General features: G+C 59.2%; 18 protein-coding genes. 8 read left to right on the forward strand and 10 right to left on the reverse strand.

The window, feature by feature from the left end; genetic code table 11:
• Positions 1 to 21 precede the first annotated feature (21 nt).
• Positions 22 to 216 (forward strand): hypothetical protein, encoded by a 195-nt coding sequence (locus tag Q4481_RS07530; protein WP_304375716.1) that lies wholly within the window; start codon positions 22 to 24, stop codon positions 214 to 216.
• A gap of 33 nt (positions 217 to 249) precedes the next feature.
• Here Q4481_RS07530 and Q4481_RS07535 read toward each other — a convergent pair whose 3' ends face one another.
• The 5 genes from Q4481_RS07535 to Q4481_RS07555 form a co-directional block, all read right to left on the reverse strand.
• Positions 250 to 1,653 carry a sensor domain-containing diguanylate cyclase gene (locus Q4481_RS07535; protein WP_304376074.1) on the reverse strand — a complete coding sequence of 468 codons (1,404 nt, stop codon included), beginning with the start codon at positions 1,651 to 1,653 and terminating at the stop codon, positions 250 to 252.
• Positions 1,654 to 1,873: 220 nt separating this feature from the next.
• Positions 1,874 to 2,341, reverse strand: coding sequence for a 30S ribosomal protein S9 (gene rpsI, locus Q4481_RS07540; RefSeq protein ID WP_304375717.1), 468 nt, complete (start codon positions 2,339 to 2,341; stop codon positions 1,874 to 1,876).
• A gap of 2 nt (positions 2,342 to 2,343) precedes the next feature.
• The gene (gene rplM / locus Q4481_RS07545) at positions 2,344 to 2,808 is read right to left on the reverse strand and encodes a 50S ribosomal protein L13 (RefSeq protein ID WP_304375718.1); all 465 of its coding nucleotides are present in this window, start codon (positions 2,806 to 2,808) and stop codon (positions 2,344 to 2,346) included.
• Positions 2,809 to 3,033: 225 nt separating this feature from the next.
• Positions 3,034 to 3,465 (reverse strand): PaaI family thioesterase, encoded by a 432-nt coding sequence (locus Q4481_RS07550; RefSeq protein ID WP_304375719.1) that lies wholly within the window; start codon positions 3,463 to 3,465, stop codon positions 3,034 to 3,036.
• Positions 3,466 to 3,628: 163 nt separating this feature from the next.
• On the reverse strand, positions 3,629 to 4,465 hold the full coding sequence (locus Q4481_RS07555) for an EamA family transporter (protein ID WP_304375720.1): 837 nt from the start codon (positions 4,463 to 4,465) through the stop codon (positions 3,629 to 3,631).
• 247 nt (positions 4,466 to 4,712) lie between these two features.
• Here Q4481_RS07555 and Q4481_RS07560 point away from each other — a divergent pair, with 247 nt between their 5' ends.
• The 3 genes from Q4481_RS07560 (at position 4,713) to Q4481_RS07570 (ending at position 6,644) form a co-directional block, all read left to right on the forward strand.
• A complete protein-coding gene (locus Q4481_RS07560) occupies positions 4,713 to 5,144 on the forward strand; it encodes a VOC family protein (protein ID WP_304375721.1) in 432 nt (143 codons plus the stop codon).
• Between the two features lie 406 nt (positions 5,145 to 5,550).
• The gene (locus Q4481_RS07565) at positions 5,551 to 5,958 is read left to right on the forward strand and encodes a hypothetical protein (protein ID WP_304375722.1); all 408 of its coding nucleotides are present in this window, start codon (positions 5,551 to 5,553) and stop codon (positions 5,956 to 5,958) included.
• Positions 5,959 to 6,224: 266 nt separating this feature from the next.
• Entirely contained in the window at positions 6,225 to 6,644 is a 420-nt protein-coding gene (locus Q4481_RS07570) for a CoA-binding protein (RefSeq protein WP_304375723.1), read from the forward strand.
• Between the two features lie 90 nt (positions 6,645 to 6,734).
• Here Q4481_RS07570 and Q4481_RS07575 read toward each other — a convergent pair whose 3' ends face one another.
• Both Q4481_RS07575 and Q4481_RS07580 read right to left on the reverse strand, forming a co-directional pair.
• Positions 6,735 to 7,151 (reverse strand): DUF6455 family protein, encoded by a 417-nt coding sequence (locus Q4481_RS07575; protein WP_304375724.1) that lies wholly within the window; start codon positions 7,149 to 7,151, stop codon positions 6,735 to 6,737.
• A gap of 86 nt (positions 7,152 to 7,237) precedes the next feature.
• A complete protein-coding gene (locus Q4481_RS07580; RefSeq protein ID WP_304375725.1) occupies positions 7,238 to 8,305 on the reverse strand; it encodes a flagellar biosynthetic protein FliO in 1,068 nt (355 codons plus the stop codon).
• A gap of 238 nt (positions 8,306 to 8,543) precedes the next feature.
• Between Q4481_RS07580 and cckA the strand changes: the two genes are divergently transcribed.
• On the forward strand, positions 8,544 to 11,141 hold the full coding sequence (cckA, locus tag Q4481_RS07585; protein WP_304375726.1) for a cell cycle histidine kinase CckA: 2,598 nt from the start codon (positions 8,544 to 8,546) through the stop codon (positions 11,139 to 11,141).
• A 48-nt stretch (positions 11,142 to 11,189) separates the two neighbouring features.
• Positions 11,190 to 11,735, forward strand: coding sequence for a DUF924 family protein (locus tag Q4481_RS07590; protein ID WP_304375727.1), 546 nt, complete (start codon positions 11,190 to 11,192; stop codon positions 11,733 to 11,735).
• A gap of 65 nt (positions 11,736 to 11,800) precedes the next feature.
• On the opposite strand, the gene Q4481_RS07595 is transcribed toward Q4481_RS07590, so the two are convergent.
• Positions 11,801 to 12,736 (reverse strand): pseudouridine-5'-phosphate glycosidase, encoded by a 936-nt coding sequence (locus Q4481_RS07595; protein ID WP_304375728.1) that lies wholly within the window; start codon positions 12,734 to 12,736, stop codon positions 11,801 to 11,803.
• Positions 12,737 to 12,770: 34 nt separating this feature from the next.
• Positions 12,771 to 13,712, reverse strand: a complete 942-nt coding sequence (locus Q4481_RS07600; protein WP_304375729.1) for a carbohydrate kinase family protein — start codon at positions 13,710 to 13,712, stop codon at positions 12,771 to 12,773.
• A gap of 232 nt (positions 13,713 to 13,944) precedes the next feature.
• Here Q4481_RS07600 and recA point away from each other — a divergent pair, with 232 nt between their 5' ends.
• Positions 13,945 to 15,033: a recombinase RecA gene (gene recA, locus Q4481_RS07605; protein WP_304375730.1), complete on the forward strand. Its 1,089-nt coding sequence runs from the start codon at positions 13,945 to 13,947 to the stop codon at positions 15,031 to 15,033.
• A 158-nt stretch (positions 15,034 to 15,191) separates the two neighbouring features.
• Entirely contained in the window at positions 15,192 to 17,846 is a 2,655-nt protein-coding gene (alaS, locus tag Q4481_RS07610) for an alanine--tRNA ligase (protein ID WP_304375731.1), read from the forward strand.
• A gap of 120 nt (positions 17,847 to 17,966) precedes the next feature.
• Here the strand turns inward: alaS and Q4481_RS07615 are convergent, their stop codons facing one another.
• Complete coding sequence (locus Q4481_RS07615; protein WP_304375732.1) at positions 17,967 to 18,848, reverse strand: PhzF family phenazine biosynthesis protein; 882 nt, start codon at positions 18,846 to 18,848, stop codon at positions 17,967 to 17,969.
• Positions 18,849 to 18,902 lie beyond the last annotated feature (54 nt).

An 18,902-nucleotide genomic window follows, 5' to 3' on the forward strand; every position in this document is an offset into this window, starting at 1 on the left:
GCGAGGGGGAAGGGAAAGGCTATGGCGGAGAGTTGCGGCAACATGCGCGCCTGGGCCGATCTCGTGGAAGCCGAACGGATTGCCCTGCAGATCGCCTACCAGCCTGAACTCGATCGCCAAAGCCCGACCTGTTCGATGGATATCAAGATTGAACGGTTTGCCGGTTGGCTGCGGGAACGTGGAATTCTCTTCGTCCCCGGCGACCTTGGGCGGTAGTTGCAAGCCGACCGGACGGAACCGGGCGCCACGTCAGCCGATCGAGGATTTCTGTTTGCGTGCGGAAGCGTAAAAGGCGCGCTTGTGCTCGTACATGGCCGTATCGGCCCGTTTGACGACGGCTTCCATCGGTTCGTTGCCATCGCGTGTGGCAATTCCCCAGGAAATGCTGAGCGGCAGGTTCGAATAGAACTGATTGTTGATCTTCATCAGTTCGCTGATCGTTTCCATCATCGAGATCGCCGCCTGGCGGTCGCTGCCCGGCATCAGCACGGCAAACTCGTCGCCGCCGATACGGGCGGCCTTGTTGGGGATGCTGACCACGCCATTCAATACTTCGCCCATGCGGCGCAACAGTGAATCGCCGGCATCATGTCCGAGTTCGTCATTGGCCTCCTTCAGGCCATTGAGATCGATGATGATGACAGATGACGGATGCAGCGAGCTGCGCTCCATCCGGTTGAGCTCCTCGGTATAGAAGGCGCGATTGTGCAGCCGCGTCAGCACGTCGTGTTTGCCGAGATATTCGAGATAGGCCTCGGCGCGCTTGCGTGCGGTGATGTCGGTCAAGGCAACCTGGACCAGCGACCAGTCGCGCTCGAAACCCGGAAACACCGAGAACTGCATCAATACATGCCGTTCGGATCCATCGAGCGCATAGTTCACGACTTCGCGGTGATGGAAAAGGTTGCCGTTCCAGAGTTCGATCAGCTGTTCCTTGAAATGCTTCTCCATTTCGCCGCGGAAAACATCCGAAAGCCGCTTGAGGAGCATGTTGCGATCGCTGGCGCAGAAGAGTTCGAGCGTGGCGCGATTGATGTCGATGACCCGGATTTCCGACATGCACTGGCGAACGAACTCGGGATGCACATCAAGGAATGTCCGGAAATCGATGATGCCCCGGAACCGGGCATCTTCGATCAGCCGTTTGACATGGCTGAAATCCTCAATCCACAACGAAACCGGTGAATGTTCGAAAATGCCCTCCGCGTATCGGCGGTTCTTGACCTCGTTGCGGCGGGCTTCCTCGCGTGCGGTCACATCTTCAGTGGTGATGAGCAGGCGGCTGAGATCACGCTCGTGGCCCGGAAGCACCTGACCGCGCAGCTGGATGTCAAGGCGATTGCCGGAAAGCGAATAATTCACGGCATTGGAAGAGAAAACCGTCTTGCCTTCCCACAGTTCGACAAGTTCGTTGACATGGCTTTCCAGCATGTCGCCGCGGAAGATCTTCTCCAGATTGGTGACGAGATGCTCGGTGCTGTCGGCTTCGAACAGTTCGAGCGTCTTGGCATTAACCGCAATGATCTTGATCTTTTGCGAACAGGTGGCGACCCGGTTCAGGTCTTCCCGAAGATAGGAGCGGAGATCGGTAACGCCTTCCGCACGCCAGATTTCGAACTGTCGGGCGACATCGCTGAAATCCTCGATCCACATGGCGATGGGGGCAAGGCTGAAAATGTCGGATGCGGAAAATTCGTTCTGCACTTCGCTATTATCCCGGCTTCGCGTCCTGACTCTCTTCGAGCCTCAGGTCGGACGCTAGCTCATATTCGTAAACCGTAACTTGCCAGAATACTAAAGATCTCGCGCCGGAATGGTGGCGACAAACAAAAGGCCGGGAAAACCCGGCCTTTCGAAGGTGTATCCGAAGCGATTAGCGCTTGGAGAACTGGAAGGAACGACGGGCCTTGGCCTTGCCGTACTTCTTGCGTTCGACGACGCGGCTGTCGCGGGTCAGGAAGCCGCCCTTCTTGAGCACGCCGCGCAGCGCCGGCTCGAAGTAGGTCAGTGCCTTGGAGATGCCGTGACGAACGGCACCGGCCTGACCGGACAGACCACCACCGGTGACGGTTGCGATGATGTCGAACTGGCCGTCGCGGGCAGCCGCAACGATCGGCTGACGCAGGATCATCTGCAGAACCGGACGGGCGAAATAGGCGGTGTAGTCGCGACCGTTGATGACGATCTTGCCGGAGCCAGCCTTGACCCAGACGCGGGCAACCGCATCCTTGCGCTTGCCGGTGGCGTAAGCGCGGCCGAAGGAGTCAACCTTGCGGACATGAACCGGAGCAGCAGCTTCAGCTGCAACGCCGAGATCCTTGAGGGAAGAAAGGTCAGCCATAATCAGCCTCTTTTGGTGTTCTTGGCATTGAGCTTGGCAACGTCGAGAACGACGGGCTGTTGCGCATCATGCGGATGGGACGGGCCGGCATAGACCTTCAGGTTCTTCATCTGGCGACGGCCGAGCGGGCCGCGCGGAACCATGCGTTCCACAGCCTTCTCGAGCACGCGCTCAGGAAAACGGCCTTCCAGCGTCTGGCGCATGGTGCGTTCCTTGATGCCGCCCGGATAGCCGGTGTGCCAGTAGAACTTCTTGTCGGTGTACTTCTTGCCGGTGAAGAGAACCTTGTCGGCATTGATGACGATCACGTTGTCGCCGTCATCGACGTGCGGCGTGAAGGTCGGCTTGTGCTTGCCGCGGAGGCGATTGGCAATGATCGAGGCGAGGCGGCCGACGACGAGCCCTTCGGCGTCGATCAGGATCCACTTCTTTTCGACCTCTGCCGGCTTCTGAACGAAGGTAGACATGAACTTGGTCTCTCAGTTTCATCCCTTTGGCGGTTAAGCGCCGCGGGGCGTTTCTTGTTGCTTGGTTTGGGCGTTTGACGGCACCAAAAAAGATGCTGCCCCGAAAGGTAGCGATCTGCAGCGGCTTATAGAGATGCGCCCGTTAGGCGTCAAGGGAGCCTATTTCGACGGCGGAAATTATTGTTGTTAAAAATCAGATAGTTAGATATGGGGTAAAATATTACCTCAAGTTTTTCGGGCCGGAACCGAAAAAGTCGAGGTTGCATGAGCGATCAATTGGCGATTGTCGACGCGCTCGATCATCACTTCCATAACGGAGAGTTGCTTGCCGATCTTGAGAATCCGGCCGATGCCATCGAGCGGTACCGGATCGGGGCGATGCAGGAAGGAAATGTTGAGATTGGCCGTGACGGCTTCGGTTCGCGGGCCGATATGGGCAAGCAACGTCACATAGGATGCGAGATCGGCAAGCGCAAACATCGATGGACCCGAGATCGTACCGCCATGCCGGAGGTGGCTTTCGTTCGGACTGAAGCGCAGGGTGCAGGTGCCGGATGCGACATTGATGACCCGGAAGATCGGCTCCTCACCGACAATCTGCGGAATGTCCCGCTCGAGCAGGGCATTGATCTGCTCGGCTGTCAGAATGGGTGTCATGAAAGTTCCTCCTGCTGCCGAAGCAGCTCAGCATTTCATTCGAAAACGGTGTCCAGCAAGCGGCCTGCCGTTGCGGCTGCCGTGTCTGCGGAACAATCCCGGCCCCGCAAGGTCACCCATGCCAGATTTGTGGACGTTGTTCAATGATGAACGTTTGTCGATCTCAGCCGAGTTTCATCGTCAGGGCGCCGATTGCGATCATCGTCGCGGCCACATAGCGCCAGTGGCTCGCCCGTTCATGAAAGATGAAGACGGAAATCAGAAGCGCAAACAGGATGGAGGTTTCGCGTAGTGCCGCGACAGCCGCAATCGGTGCGCGGGTCATGGCATAAAGAGCGAGCCCGTAGGATAGCACCGATCCGGCGCCGCCAAAAATCCCGCGCTTCCACGAAGATTTGACATGGGCAAGCACGGGTTTCGTGCCGCGCATGGCGAAAGCGACGGCAAACAGGGGAATGGGCGGCAGGATGCAGATCCAGAGCGTATAGGTGATCGGATTGCCGGCAACGCGGGCGCCCAGGCCATCGACATAGGTATAGGCGGCGATCACGCAGGCATTGAGGAGCGCCACCACCATGGCCTTGGAATGGCCGCCGCGGAAATCTGCGGCCAGGGTCAGCACCCCGCCGGAAATGACGATGACGCCTGCAAACATCAGCGGCGGCAGATGTTCCTGCAGCACAAGCCCGCTCGTTAGCGCCACGATCAGCGGCGCCACCCCGCGCATGAGCGGATAGACCAGCCCGATATCGCCGAGCCGGTAGGCTGCGCCCACGAGCTGGTAATAGGTGAAGTGGATCATCACCGACGCGAAGATATAGGGCCAGGCGGCAGGATCCGGAAGCGGCACGAAGGGCAGGGCGCAAAGCGATGCAAGCGAGGCTCCCAACGCCACCATCGTGGAATCGAGTTGTTTGTCGGTACCGGATTTGACAAGTGCATTCCAGGTGGCATGCAGGAGCGCGCCGATCAAGACAAGGACGACAACATCAAAAGGCATGGGAGAATCCGCAAAAGTAGAAGGTGCAATCTGCCTCAGTTTTAAGCAGAATCCAACCCTATTTATTCGATCGGATAAGTCCGGTTCGAACCGGTCAGTGCGGTTGTCTCAAAAGATCGGATCGGGTGATAAGAAAAGGGTAGGTCACCTTTTGTTCTCAAGTATGATTTCTGTTGATAAAAACCATTGATCTGACGCAATATACAAAGTACAAAAATAAAACGAATGACGAATAAATGGTGAACATATGTCGCTGGACCGCCGAATTTCTCTCATAACACTTGGCGTCGAGGATGTCGCTCGGTCCACGGCATTTTATGAGCGGCTGGGCTGGACGCGGTCGCCCTCCAGCCAGGATGCCATTACCTTCATCCAGTTGAAGGGGACCGTGCTGGGCCTTTTTTCCCGACAGGCGCTTGCCGAGGATGCGAAAGTCGAAAACACGCCTCCGGGCTTTTCTGGCGTGACGCTCGCCCACAATGTCACGAGCGAACGCGGTGTCGATGCGGTGTATAAATTCGCGCTGTCCTGCGGTGCTACGGCGGTCAAGCCGCCGGAAAAAGTGTTCTGGGGCGGTTACTCGGGCTATTTCGCCGATCCGGACGGGCATTTGTGGGAGATCGCCTACAATCCGTTCTTCCCCCTCGACAAGGATGGGCATGTGATCCTGCCGGATTAGGCAACTCGAAAAGAACCAACGAGACGCGTAGACAGAGGCATATTTGATCGCGGGATCGCGTGCGCGGTTTGAAACGATATGGCTTGTTGCTCGATAATTCGATAGGTCATTACAGGGGACCGGATGATAAACGGACGGCGCCGTACTATGGTGAAATCAAAGCGAGAGACGATTTTAATCATCCACCGGACGGGTCCAGGCAGATGAGCAGGATTGATTGGCTGTCCCGGATCAACGCCCTTGAGACAGAAGTGGTTTAGTTGATAGGAGAGGATTTTCGCTCATCGCAGTGCATTCAATGGAAGCGAAGACAAGACAGAAATCCGGACAAACAGCAGGCTATTGCCGTCTCTGGACATCTGGATGTTAAGTGAAAGCGAATTGTTTTGATAATGCAGTGGCTCGAATGACGAACGAACATGAAGAAGATATGACGCGGATTGGCTGGGGAGTGTTTACTTTTTTGTTGACCCTTCAGCTGCCAGTTTTGTTTATGTGGTTGAGCGGGTATGCTGGAATCTATTTTCCACTTTGGCTTGGGCTGAATTTTATTATTTTGTTCTACTTCCGATGGAGAACAACAAGTTACATCATAAAGGTCGGTGCAATTAACAGCAATCTAGATTTGCGTACGTACCAAGAAGTTCGTTGGGTTCCTTTGCTGATCGTACCTATGGGTTTGGGCCTGTCCTCAATGCTTAGAATAAGTCAGAGCGCTGGTCCTGAAACGGCAACATACTATGCCTGTAATTCTGTGTTCGTTATGGCCGCGTGCGGCGGACTTATCGAAGGTATAAGGAGAATTCGCTTCTGATCAATTGCTGCCGATAGAACCGCGCAGGACAGGCTAACGGATGACCGGCAACACCGATCGATAGTACCATGGTTCTCAGTCACTCTCGTGTTGCGGGCGCTCCAGTGCAGAATTCGGCTCTTCGTACATCCTTCCATTTCTGTCGGAACAATGTGCCTTCACATGCCAAACCAAACACCAAAACACCTGGCCTATCTGTCATCCGCGCGGCATAGTGCGGCCATGGCGATCGCTTTGATCGCGGCTGGCAGATGAAGGAAGACGAGATGCCTGACAGTGATCAGAAAATCGCCGAAGTGCTCCGGACCGTGCGGACGATCGCCGTGGTCGGCGCTTCGGCCAATGCGGCGCGGCCGAGCTTCGGTGTCATGCGTTTCCTGCTGTCGAAAGGCTATCAGGTGGTGCCGGTCAATCCCGGCCATGCGGGAGGGGAAATCCTCGGGCAGACGGTCTATGCCGCGCTCGCGGACATTCCCTTCGCAGTGGATATGGTGGATGTCTTTCGCGCGCCCGACAATCTGCCGGACGTCGTCACGGAGGTCCTGAAAATGGAGCCACGGCCAAAGGTGCTCTGGGGACAACTCGGTGTCTCCCATGACGGCGCACGCGCAACAGCGGAAGCCGCGGGCATGACCGTGATCATGGATCATTGCCCGGCAATCGAATATCCGAGACTGATCGGCTGAACCGGCCAAGCGGGCGCCAAACGCGCCAGCCATGATCGTTGCGGTTGAAGGTCGATCTTGTGGGCGATAGTCGTCTACCCGAGGCTGCGTTTACTCGACGAGCATTTCCGGTTCGGCGCGCAGCTCGTTCATCAACGGTGCGTTGCCGCAATAGCCTGCATAGGTGGAAGCGGCAGAACCGTCGGCAAGATGTTTGCGGCAGCGGCCCTTGGATTCGCATTCGGCACAGACGACCTGCATATCGTGGAACAGGTGCGGATCATTCGCCTGAACCGCAGCGGCATCGATGTTGAGCGCCTTCATCATTGCCAGCATTTCATCTGTCGCATGCGGCCCTGCGCGTACGATGCTGATCAGTTGCGTGGTGCTGACGCCGCAATCGGCCGCAACGCTTTCAAGATCTTCATAACCAAGCGAGCGAAGCTCATCCATCTGCTGATTGGTTTCGAGCCAGTTCTTCCACCAGTTCGAGACTTTCGCGGCAATGCTATCGGTTGCAAGTTCCATGTTCGTCACCCTTCCCAAATCGAATGGGAAGAGGTTGCAACCTGATGATGCGGGGCGCATTGATTTTGATCAACTGCCCAATCGCCTTATCGCTTGGCTGTCAGCGGCTCATGCGGAGCGGGCCGCGAACCGGCTGGCGCGTCGGTGCCGGCGGCCGGTCTTTGCGAAAGGAGAGGGTCGGGCCCATCGACAAGGCCGCCCGCCTGCAACTCAGCTTCCAGAAGCTTTTCGAACTCGCTTTGCAGCGACGGGGCAGCGGGCTCTTTCGCCATCACGGGATCCTGCCGCGCTGGCGCAACGTTGGTCTGCGCGCGTCTCGCCGCTTCGAGGCGCGCCGCTTCCAGCTTGGCCGTCTCAAGCCTCAGAGCCAGCGCCTTTGCCTCTTCTTCGGTCGTTGCCTTCAGGGGAGTGGAGGGGCGGACTTCCGGCGACTGCGGTTTGGCGGTCGGCGGTGCAAGGACGCGTTCGCGGGCAGCATCCAGCACATTTTCGGCCCGAACGACCGGGGTCTGCTGGGCCGGACGTGGCTGTGCCGCGGCTGGGACCTGCGCGGTTGCGGCGGCTTGCGGAACCTGTGGCGCACGCTGGCCCGCCATCGGTTCGCGGTCGTCGCCGTAAAGAACGGCGCCCATGTTGGAAACCGGCTTGCGTTCCTCTTCCATACGGATCGCTTGTTTGGCTGCTGGCACCGGATCGGCGACCGGTTCGGCGACAGTGCGCACCGGCTCGCTCACGGCTCTTGCGGCAGCCGGTTGTTGCGGCTTTGGCTCGACGGGCCGTGCAACAACCGGTGCGGCAGGCTGAAGCGCGGTCGAAACGGCGAGGGCCGGGGCCTCCGCCGCCTTCGACGCGACGGCAGGTGCGTGGCGATCGACGATGCCGCTTTCGATGACGATATCGGTCGGACCGCCGATCATGATCAGATGCTCGACATTGTCGCGCTGTATGAGTACGAGGCGCCGCCTGGAATCGACCGCTGCGGCATCGAGCACGAGCAGGCGGTGTTCGCGCGAGCGCCCGCCCTTGACGAACAGATGCGCATTGCGACGTTTGAGAATGGCAAGGCCGACAATCAGCGCCACCAGCGCAATTGCGACAATAACGACGGCCATGATCAGGCGCGAGGCGAGGTTCGGGTCAAGACCTTCGAGCATATCAAAATCCTTTCGGCAAACCACAGCCTGCCCGTCATTGACGGCTTTTTCATGGATTGGCAAGAGCCGCAGGCCGGGCCTGTGCAAAACCATGAGCCGCATGCCGAAAAGCCCGTCGATTCAGTGGTGAATTGAAACGGCTGCCGCTTTGTGATCGCACTATGAATTGGTATTGATGATTCGTGAACAAAACCGGACCTCTCTTCAGCATCGCAAGGACCGGCGCATCGGGGGATCAATGACGAAGCTCAAGCAGGCAGGTGATTATCACATGCCGGTTGTCGAAAATGCCCAGAAGCCCGGAACCTTGCCGCGGCTGGTCATTCTCGCCATCGTACTCCTCCTGACGGCCGGCGCCTTTGTCTGGTTCCGCAATCAGCTCGAAAACGAGATCGTGCTCGGCCTGCTCGGCGTTCTCGCCATGGCTGGTGTCGTCTTCATCGTCTCGGCGATCATCGGCTTCATCGAGGTGATGCCGCAGAACCGCACCGATATCATTTCGCGCGCCTTCATCGACAACCATCCCGATGGCACCCTGATCACCGACCGGCGCGGTCGGATTATCTATGCCAACGATGCCTATGCGAAACTCACCGGTGGCGAAGGGCAGGCCGAATTGCCGCCGCTCGAAAAGCTGCTCTCCCGCAATCGCGAGTCCGCTGAAGCCGTCTATCGGCTGACCAACTCGCTGATCGAAGGCAAATCCGGGCACGAAGAGTTCCGCCTTTCCCGCCCGCTTGGAACCGCGACCAGCGGCCAGGGCGCCTGGTGGTATCGGCTCAAGGCCCGCCCGCTGGAGCTTGAGGATGAAGGCGGTGCCGTCTTTCTCTGGCAATTGTCCGACATCAGTTCCGAGCGCGACGAACAGGAAGTGTTCTTTCGCGAGTTGCAGAATGCGATCGACTATCTCGATCATGCGCCGGTCGGTTTCTTTTCGGCCGGTCGTAAGGGCGAACTCCTCTATATCAATGCCACGCTCGCTGACTGGCTGGGCATCGACCTCACCAAATTCGCGCCCGGTGCCATGGCGATCCGCGATATCGCGGCCGGCGAAGGCCTGACCCGGATCGAGGCGATCAAGCCCGAACCCGGCCAGAACCGCACCGAGACCATGGATCTCGATTTCCGCAAGGCCAACGGCCAGAGCCTGCCGGTGCGCATCGTCCACCGGACCACGGCGACCCGCGATGGTGCGCCGGGCGAAAGCCGCACGATCGTGCTCCTGCGGTCGCGGGAGGAGACAGGGCTGGCGGAGGATTCCTCGGCCGCGATGCGCTTCAACCGCTTCTTCAACAATTCGCCGATGGCGATCGCCTCGGTCGATGGTGCCGGCCATATCCTGCGCACCAACACGCAGTTCATGAAGCTGTTCTCCGGCTCGAACCGCGGAAGCGACGGAACGGGCGATCTCTTTTCCATCGTGCACGAAAATGAGCGCGGAAAGATGGCCGATGCGCTGACCGCCGCACGCGATCGAAAGGTCGATATCGAACCGGTCGACAGTCGCCACCCGACCGAAGACGACCGCTATTTCCGCTTCTACGTCAATGCTGTGATCGACCAGTCCGAAGAGGCGCCTGACGAGGCTGCAATCATCTACGCTGTCGAAACGACCCAGCAGAAGGCGTTCGAAAGCCAGATGGCGCAGACCCAGAAGATGAATGCGGTCGGCACTCTGGCCGGTGGCATCGCGCATGACTTCAACAATGTGCTGACGGCAATTCTTCTGTCTGCCGATCATCTTCTGCTGCAGGCGCGCCAATCGGATTCTTCCTTTGCTGATCTCATGGAGATCAAGCGCAATGCCAACCGCGCCGCCGTTCTGGTGCGACAGTTGCTCGCCTTCTCGCGCAAGCAGACGCTGCGTCCGGCCGTCATCAACCTGACGGATGCGATCGGCGATCTGCGGATGCTTGTGGCCCGCATGCTTTCCGGCACCCAGGTGAAGCTCGAGGTCGATTACGGGCGCGACCTCTGGCCGGTCAAGACGGATCTGTCGCAGTTCGAACAGGTGATGGTGAACCTGTCGGTCAATGCGCGCGACGCGATGCCGGAAGGCGGCACGCTGACGATCCGGACCCTCAATCGTCCGGCGGCGGAGGTGGCGGCCCTCAATCTGCGAGGATTGCCGGCGGAAGATTTCGTGCAGATCGATGTCTCCGATACCGGAACCGGGATTGCACCGGAGATCATGGACAAGATCTTCGAACCCTTCTTCACCACCAAGGAAGTGGGCAAGGGCACCGGGCTTGGCCTTTCGATGGTCTATGGCATCATCAAGCAGTCCGGCGGCTATGTGTTTCCGGAATCGGAAGTGGGCAAGGGCACGACCTTCCACATTTTCCTGCCGCGCCATGTGCCCGTCGAACAGCCGGCGATCGCCACGGTGGCCGGCGAAACGGTCGGCGAACCGAAGGCGGCACCGGCCGCGACCACCCAGCCGGAACAGGACGTGGATCTGACCGGCAATTCTGCTGTCGTGCTGTTGGTCGAGGACGAGGATGCTGTGCGCCGTGGTGGCAAGCGCATGCTCGAAACGCGCGGCTATACCGTCCACGAAGCGGGTTCCGGCGTCGAGGCGCTGGAAATTCTCGAAGAACTCGATGGTCAGGTCGATGTCGTCGTCTCCGACGTCGTGATGCCGGAAATGGACGGTCCGACGCTTCTGGGCGAAATCCGCAAGCAATGGCCGGACATGAAATTCGTGTTCGTTTCCGGCTTCGCGGAGGATGCCTTCGCGCGCAACCTGCCCGAAGGGTCGAAATTCGGGTTCCTGCCAAAACCCTTCTCGCTCAAGCAGTTGGCAACGACCGTACGCGAAATGCTCGACAGTTGAGCCGGCGATCCCTATCTGAACCCTTTCAGAAACGAGAGGAGATCGGATATGGGCGCTGTTTCACCGCGTGAGGTGCTGGATTTCTGGTTCGCGCCGGAGGTCAAGGCACATTGGTTCGATGCAAACCCGGACCTTGATGCGAAAATTCGCGCGCGTTTCGGCAATTCCTGCGTTGATGCCAGGAATGGCGCGCTCGATGCCTGGGCCGAAACGCCGGAGGGCGCGCTCGCCCTTCTCATTCTGCTCGATCAGTTTTCCCGCAATCTCCATCGAGGGTCGGGAGAGGCGTTTGCGAGTGATGCAAAGGCGCGCGAAATCAGCGCGCAAGCACGCGCACGCGGTTTCGACCAGAGGGTTGACCCTGACCGCCGGACATTCTTTTATCTGCCTCTGATGCATTCGGAAACGATCGAGGATCAGCGCGAATGCGTCAGACTATACGAGCAGCATGGTGATGAGAATTCGCTGGATTTCGCCCGCCAGCACCATGATATCATTGCCCGTTTCGGTCGCTTTCCGCACCGAAACCATGCGCTCGGACGAACGAGCAACGAAGAGGAGCGCATTTTCCTCGAAACCCATAAAGGGTTTTGAACTGGCGGTAACATCTGAGGGGAGTGCGCGATCGCTCCCCCTCCCGATTTCAGTTCGGTTGCCGCTTACTGCGACAGCTTTGCCATGGCGATGGCGATGCGGGCCGCGAGCCGCGCATTGTTTTCCACCAGCGCGATATTGGTCTTCAGGCTGCGACCACCCGTCAGGTGGAACAGACTGTCGAGCAGGTAGGGCGTGACTGCCTTGCCGGAAATGCCATCGCGATCGGCATTATCGAGCGCGCGGGTGATGTAGATTTCCATTTCCTCGCGTTCGATTTCGTCCGCTTCCGGCACCGGGTTGCCAATCAGCATGCCGCCGGCAATGCCGAGATGTTCGCGCGTTGACTGGAAGCCGGCAATGGCTGCGGCACTATCAAGCCGGAGCGGGCTTTTGAGGCCCGATGACCGCGACCAGAAGGCCGGGAATTCGTCCTGGCCGAATGTCACGACCGGCACGCCTTTGGTTTCGAGCACTTCCAGCGTCTTCGGAATATCGAGAATCGCCTTGGCGCCGGCGCACACGACCGTGACCTGCGTACGGGCCAGTTCCTCGAGATCGGCGGAAATATCGAAACTCGTTTCGGCGCCCCGATGAACCCCGCCGATGCCGCCGGTCGCAAACACCTTGATGCCGGCGCGTGCCGCTGCAATCATGGTCGCAGCCACCGTGGTGGCACCGGTGCGGCCTTCGGCGATCGCGAAGGCGAGATCGGCGCGCGAAAGTTTCATCGCCCCCTGAAACTGCGCCAGCATGCGGCACTGCTCGCTTTCGAGCCCGATATGCAGAACGCCATCGATCACGGCGATGGTTGCCGGAACCGCGCCCTCTTCACGAATGATCGCTTCCACGCTCTCGGCCATTTCGAGATTGCCGGGGTAGGGCATGCCATGGGTGATGATGGTGGATTCGAGGGCCACCACCGGGATGCCCTCCGCTTTGGCGCGCGCAACCTCGGCGGAATAGGACACGGGAAGCTTCGGTGAGGCGGGCAATGTCATGGTCTGGATCCTGAAGATGAAAGAGAGGCGAGCGCTACAACACTATTTCAGCATTCGGCACAAGGGCAAGCGTTTCGGCAAGCAGCGCCCGGCTGAGATTTTCCGCCGTCGCCATCTCGCTGATCAGTGCCAGCCTTGCCGAGGCGGCGCCATGGGCAAGAGCTCCGGCAAGATCGCTGCCCTCGAGCGTCGCATGCAAAAAGCCGGCTGCAAATCCGTCACCGGCACCGGTGACATCGCCGATTGCAGCAAGAGGCGGCGGCAGCAACGTTCCAACGGAATTCTCGTTCCAGGCCACGACCGCATCACGCCCGCGCGTAATCGCTCCTGCGCTGAGGCCGACGGTGCGGAAAATCGCCGGCCACTCTGTCGGATCGGAAGGGGCAGCACCTGTAAGCGCGCGCGCTTCGGCCTCGTTCATGAAGAGGAAACCGAGCTTTGCCAGCGACGGTTTGAAACGAACGATCTTGGCGGGCGAAATGCCGATGGCTGCGACCGGCTTTTCAGCCGCAGACGCCGTATCGCAAAGGGCAAGCAGCGTCTCTTGCGGCAGGTTGGCATCGGTCAGGATGAGGTCTGCGGCGGCAATCGCCTCCCTTATATCGTGCATCGTCAGACGTCGCGGGCTCATGAGGCTGTAAAGCTCCATATCCGCAAGCGCGATCACCAGATTGCCGTCGCGTTCGAGGATGGCCGTGTAGGTTGGCGTCTGCCGATCGAGAAACACCAGCGGCCGGTCGATGACACCGGCAGCTTCGGCCGCGCGTGCGACGGCTTCTCCTTCGCTATCGCCGCCGCGCGGCGAAAAAAGCGTGACGGAATGTCCGAGACGGGCAAGGGCGCGTGCCGCATTGAAGCTGCCGCCGCCGGCCTCCTGCTTCCAGCTGCCGGGATTGGATGCTCCCGGCGCAGTCTCTCCGGAGATGCGTCCGCGTCGGTCGATATGGGCGCCGCCGAGAGCCAGAATGTTTGCCATCTGTCGATTCCTTTCAATGCTGTGCTCATCTATGGGCAAGCCAAAGCCTTAGGCAAGGCCATCGCTTTGGCCTATTCCGTTGCCGAATGGAAAACAAAAAAAGAACATTGGCGTGAATATACTTAAGAATCAATGTGATGAGTGGGGCTTGCAAAATGAGAACAAATGGTGTACATAATTTGCAGACAGGGCGCATTGCCTCGCTCGTGCCAATAACCTAAAGGTGGACCAGATGGCTCAGAATTCTTTGCGACTCGTTGAGGAAAAATCGGTGGACAAAAGCAAGGCACTGGACGCGGCTCTCTCCCAGATCGAGCGGGCTTTCGGCAAGGGTTCGATCATGCGTCTCGGTTCGAACGAGAATGTGGTCGAAATCGAAACGATCCCGACCGGATCGCTCGGTCTTGATATTGCGCTGGGCGTTGGCGGTCTGCCGAAGGGACGTATCGTCGAGATTTTCGGGCCGGAAAGCTCCGGTAAGACCACACTTGCCCTGCAGACGATTGCCGAAGCGCAGAAGAAGGGCGGCATTTGCGCCTTTGTCGATGCCGAACATGCGCTTGATCCGGTCTATGCCCGCAAGCTGGGCGTCGATCTCGAAAACCTCCTGATCTCGCAGCCCGACACCGGCGAACAGGCGCTTGAAATCACCGATACGCTGGTGCGTTCGGGTGCGATCGACGTGCTGGTCGTCGACTCGGTGGCGGCTCTGACCCCGCGCGCGGAAATTGAAGGCGAGATGGGCGACAATCTGCCCGGCATGCAGGCCCGCCTGATGAGCCAGGCCCTGCGCAAGCTGACGGCATCGATCTCGCGTTCGAACTGCATGGTGATCTTCATCAATCAGATCCGCATGAAGATCGGCGTTATGTTCGGTTCGCCGGAAACCACCACAGGCGGTAACGCTCTCAAGTTCTACGCCTCGGTCCGCCTCGACATTCGCCGCATCGGCGCCGTCAAGGAGCGTGATGAGGTTGTCGGCAACCAGACCCGCGTCAAGGTGGTCAAGAACAAGATGGCGCCGCCCTTTAAGCAGGTCGAATTCGACATCATGTATGGCGAAGGCGTTTCCAAGACCGGCGAACTGATCGATCTCGGCGTCAAGGCCGGCATCGTGGAAAAGTCGGGCGCCTGGTTCTCCTACAACAGCCAGCGTCTCGGCCAGGGTCGCGAAAATGCCAAGACCTTCCTGCGCGACAACCCGGATCTCGCGCGCGAAATCGAACTGGCACTGCGGCAGAATGCCGGCCTGATTGCCGATCGGTTCCTGCAGAATGGTGCAGCCGAATCCGAGGATGGCGACGACGCTCTGGATGCATGACGGCAAGATCGGCTTGTCCTCAGACATTGGCCCCGGAAGGATGCTGGAAAGCACCGTCTCCGGGGCTTTTCTTTTCTGGACATGCCTTCGTGGCGGTTATAAAAGCGCGTGGTTAATCAAGCGGCCTGGCAAAGGCGTTTCAGATCAAAGGGCATGACATGAGTGGCGTGAATGAGATCCGGTCGGCGTTTCTCGACTACTTCAAGAAGAACGGGCATGAGATCGTTCCGTCTTCGCCGCTGGTTCCGCGCAACGATCCGACCCTGATGTTCACCAATGCTGGCATGGTGCAGTTCAAGAACGTCTTTACCGGTCTTGAGCATCGCCCCTATTCGACGGCAGCGACGGCGCAGAAATGCGTGCGCGCCGGTGGCAAGCACAATGACCTCGACAATGTCGGCTATACTGCTCGCCACCATACATTCTTCGAAATGCTGGGCAATTTCTCCTTTGGCGACTATTTCAAGGAGCGGGCGATCGAACTCGCCTGGAACCTGATCACCAAGGAATATGGCATCGACGCCAAGCGCCTGCTGGTAACCGTCTATCATACAGACGATGAAGCCTTCGGCCTCTGGCAGAAGATCGCCGGTCTTTCGGACCGCCGCATCATCCGCATTCCGACTTCGGACAATTTCTGGGCCATGGGCGACACCGGTCCCTGCGGCCCCTGTTCGGAAATCTTCTATGATCACGGCGAGCATATCTGGGGTGGCCCTCCGGGTTCGGCCGAAGAGGATGGCGACCGGTTCATCGAAATCTGGAATCTGGTCTTCATGCAATATGAGCAGGTGACAAAGGAAGAGCGGGTCAACCTGCCGCGTCCGTCGATCGATACCGGCATGGGGCTCGAGCGCATTTCGGCGCTGCTGCAGGGCAAGCATGACAATTACGACACCGATCTCTTCCGTGCCCTGATCTCGGCCTCGATGGAGGCGACCGGGGTCGATGCCGAAGGCGAACGCCGGGCGTCACATCGCGTGATCGCCGACCATCTGCGTTCTTCGGCCTTCCTGATTGCCGATGGCGTTCTGCCGTCCAACGAAGGCCGTGGCTATGTTCTGCGCCGCATCATGCGCCGCGCCATGCGCCACGGTCAGTTGCTCGGCGCACGCGATCCTCTGATGTGGCGGCTGGTGCCGGCGCTGGTCCAGCAGATGGGTGCAGCCTATCCCGAGCTCGTCCGTGCCCAGGCGCTGATTTCCGAAACGCTGAAGCTTGAGGAAACCCGTTTCCGCAAGACGCTTGATCGCGGTCTCGGCCTCCTCAACGATGCCGTGGGCGGACTGGCCGAAGGGGCAGAGCTTGATGGCGAAACCGCCTTCAAGCTTTACGATACCTATGGTTTCCCGCTCGATCTCACTCAGGATGCTCTGCGTCAGAAGGGGATCGGCGTCGATACCGAAGGCTTCTCCAAGGCGATGGAACGTCAGAAGGCCGAGGCACGCGCCCATTGGGCGGGTTCCGGCGAAGCGGCAACCGAGACAGTCTGGTTCGAACTCAAGGATGCGTTCGGCGCCACGGAATTCCTGGGTTACGGCTCCGAACGCGCCGAAGCCGTCGTGCAGGCGATTGTCTCGGGCGGTGCATCGGTCGCCGAAGCGGTCACTGGCCAGAAGGTGCAGATCATCGTCAACCAGACGCCGTTCTATGGCGAATCGGGCGGTCAGATGGGCGACACCGGCGTGATCGCCTTTGACGGCGGCCGTGCAATCGTTACCGACACCCAGAAGAAGGGTGACGGGCTGTTCGTTCATCAGGCCGAAATCACCGGCGGCAGCCTCAAGGTCGGCGATGCCGTGATTCTGGAAGTGGATCATGCGCGCCGTGCACGTTTGCGTTCCAACCATTCGGCAACCCATCTCATTCACGAGGCGCTGCGCGAAGTGCTCGGCACCCATGTGACACAGAAGGGATCGCTGGTCGCGCCCGAGCGGCTGCGTTTCGACGTGTCGCACCCCAAGCCGATTTCCGCCGACGAGCTGAAGGAAGTCGAAACGCTGGCGAACGAAATCGTCGTCCAGAATGCGGCGGTCACCACCCGTTTGATGAGCGTGGATGATGCGATTGCCGAAGGCGCGATGGCGCTGTTCGGCGAAAAATATGGCGAAGAGGTCCGCGTCGTTTCGATGGGAACGGCCAAGCATGGCGAAAAAGCGGGACGCGCCTATTCGGTCGAGCTTTGCGGCGGTACCCATGTGGCTGAGACGGGCGAGATTGGTCTGATCCGCATCCTGTCCGACAGTGCCGTCGGTGCCGGTGTTCGCCGCATCGAGGCGCTGACCGGTGAAGCGGCCCGCGATTATCTCAATGGTCAGGACGAGCGGGTCAAGGCCATGGCTTCGATCTTGAAAGTCCAGCCGGACGAGGTTCTGTCGCGCATCGAAACCCTGATGGACGAGCGTCGCAAGCTCGAGCGCGAACTGGCCGAAGCCAAGAAGAAGCTCGCCATGGGCGGCGGTGCTTCAGGCGGCGATAGCGGCCAGCGCGAGGTCAATGGCGTCAAGTTCATCGGCCGCGTGCTGACCGGCATCGATCCCAAGGATCTCAAGGGCCTTGCCGATGAAGGCAAGAAGTCGCTGGGCTCGGGTGTGGTGCTTCTCATCGGCGTTGCTGAAGATGGCAAGGCGAGCGCTGTTGTCGGCGTTACCGAGGATCTCGTCTCCCGTCTGAGCGCAGTGGATCTGGTTCGGATTGCCTCGCAGGCTCTTGGCGGCAAGGGCGGCGGCGGCCGTCCGGATATGGCTCAGGCCGGCGGACCCGATGGCAGCAAGGCCGAAGCGGCGGTCGAGGCCGTGGCTGCGTCTCTCTGATTCCTGCAAGGCAAACGAAGGATGTGGCGCCCGGTTTTTAGCCGGGCGTTTTCGTTGGGAAATGCGTGCGGCTATTCCAGAGGTGCCGTTGCAAAGCCCAAAAAGGCAATGGATTGCGGTTCAGACAAGAATCTCGCCCGACATGACTTCGACGCATGCGCCACCGATCAGAACAGCATCTTCCGTAATTTCGACAGAGATCCGGCTCGGGCGCCCCATATCGATGCCCTGGGCCACTTCGAACCGCCGCACGGATGTTCCATCCAGGGCGGCCAGCATGGCGCAGGTCGCCGCGGTGGCGCTACCGGTTGCGGGATCCTCCGGCACACCGTCGAACGGGCTGAACATGCGCGCCGTGAAATCGACCCTCCCATCATGCTCGTTCGTGTCGCGGCTGTAGAGATAGATCGCATCCGCTCCATCTCTCGGCAGGATTTTGCGGAAGGCGAGCGGATTTGGCTGAGCCCGCGAAAGAGACTGCCGGTTTGCAACTTCGACGACGATGAATGGAAGTCCCACCGAGGCGATCGAAGGAGGATGGCAATTGCAAACGATCTCGGACGTCGTCAGAGACAGGCACTCGGCGATCACCTCTGGATCGAATGTCGCACCAATACTGAGCGGCTGTGGTGCGGCCAGTTGCACTTCGCTGACATCTGTGCCGTCACGCGAGATGTGGGCCCGCACCAGACCGGCGGCTTCCTCGAAGACGAACTCGCTTTTGCTTGAGCCGAAACCGGTCTTTGCGAGAACATAGGCTGTCCCGACATTCGGATGACCCGCGAACGGGACTTCGACGGTCGGGGTAAAAATCCGGATCTGCGCCGTGTGATGGGGATTGAAGGGGCGCATGACAAAGCTGCTCTCGGAATAGCCGAATTCGCGCGCGATGGCCTGCATCTGTTCTGTCGAAAGCCCGTCCGTATCGAGCACAACGGCAAGCGGATTGCCGCCAAAGCGGGTTCGGGTGAATACATCGACCGTATGATATTGCAGCCGCAATGGTAGCTCTCCTGGATTCGTATGGTCTGAAACAATCTAGGCAGTTTGCGATCC

Origin of the sequence: Fluviirhizobium alvei, assembly GCF_030551875.1 — a bacterium.
Classification (GTDB): domain Bacteria; phylum Pseudomonadota; class Alphaproteobacteria; order Rhizobiales; family Rhizobiaceae; genus Rhizobium_E; species Rhizobium_E alvei.

Excerpts from the sequence above, each read along its gene's own strand:
- Q4481_RS07555 (WP_304375720.1), bottom strand. The coding sequence starts at position 4,465 with ATGCCTTTTGATGTTGTCGTCCTTGTCTTGATCGGCGCGCTCCTGCAT.
- Q4481_RS07580 (WP_304375725.1), bottom strand. The coding sequence starts at position 8,305 with ATGCTCGAAGGTCTTGACCCGAACCTCGCCTCGCGCCTGATCATGGCC.
- Q4481_RS07575 (WP_304375724.1), bottom strand. The coding sequence starts at position 7,151 with ATGGAACTTGCAACCGATAGCATTGCCGCGAAAGTCTCGAACTGGTGG.
- rplM (WP_304375718.1), bottom strand. The coding sequence starts at position 2,808 with ATGTCTACCTTCGTTCAGAAGCCGGCAGAGGTCGAAAAGAAGTGGATC.
- Q4481_RS07535 (WP_304376074.1), bottom strand. The coding sequence starts at position 1,653 with ATGTGGATCGAGGATTTCAGCGATGTCGCCCGACAGTTCGAAATCTGG.
- Q4481_RS07530 (WP_304375716.1), top strand. The coding sequence starts at position 22 with ATGGCGGAGAGTTGCGGCAACATGCGCGCCTGGGCCGATCTCGTGGAA.
- cckA (WP_304375726.1), top strand. The coding sequence starts at position 8,544 with ATGACGAAGCTCAAGCAGGCAGGTGATTATCACATGCCGGTTGTCGAA.
- Q4481_RS07590 (WP_304375727.1), top strand. The coding sequence starts at position 11,190 with ATGGGCGCTGTTTCACCGCGTGAGGTGCTGGATTTCTGGTTCGCGCCG.
- Q4481_RS07600 (WP_304375729.1), bottom strand. The coding sequence starts at position 13,712 with ATGGCAAACATTCTGGCTCTCGGCGGCGCCCATATCGACCGACGCGGA.
- Q4481_RS07570 (WP_304375723.1), top strand. The coding sequence starts at position 6,225 with ATGCCTGACAGTGATCAGAAAATCGCCGAAGTGCTCCGGACCGTGCGG.
- recA (WP_304375730.1), top strand. The coding sequence starts at position 13,945 with ATGGCTCAGAATTCTTTGCGACTCGTTGAGGAAAAATCGGTGGACAAA.
- alaS (WP_304375731.1), top strand. The coding sequence starts at position 15,192 with ATGAGTGGCGTGAATGAGATCCGGTCGGCGTTTCTCGACTACTTCAAG.
- Q4481_RS07550 (WP_304375719.1), bottom strand. The coding sequence starts at position 3,465 with ATGACACCCATTCTGACAGCCGAGCAGATCAATGCCCTGCTCGAGCGG.
- rpsI (WP_304375717.1), bottom strand. The coding sequence starts at position 2,341 with ATGGCTGACCTTTCTTCCCTCAAGGATCTCGGCGTTGCAGCTGAAGCT.
- Q4481_RS07565 (WP_304375722.1), top strand. The coding sequence starts at position 5,551 with ATGACGAACGAACATGAAGAAGATATGACGCGGATTGGCTGGGGAGTG.
- Q4481_RS07560 (WP_304375721.1), top strand. The coding sequence starts at position 4,713 with ATGTCGCTGGACCGCCGAATTTCTCTCATAACACTTGGCGTCGAGGAT.
- Q4481_RS07595 (WP_304375728.1), bottom strand. The coding sequence starts at position 12,736 with ATGACATTGCCCGCCTCACCGAAGCTTCCCGTGTCCTATTCCGCCGAG.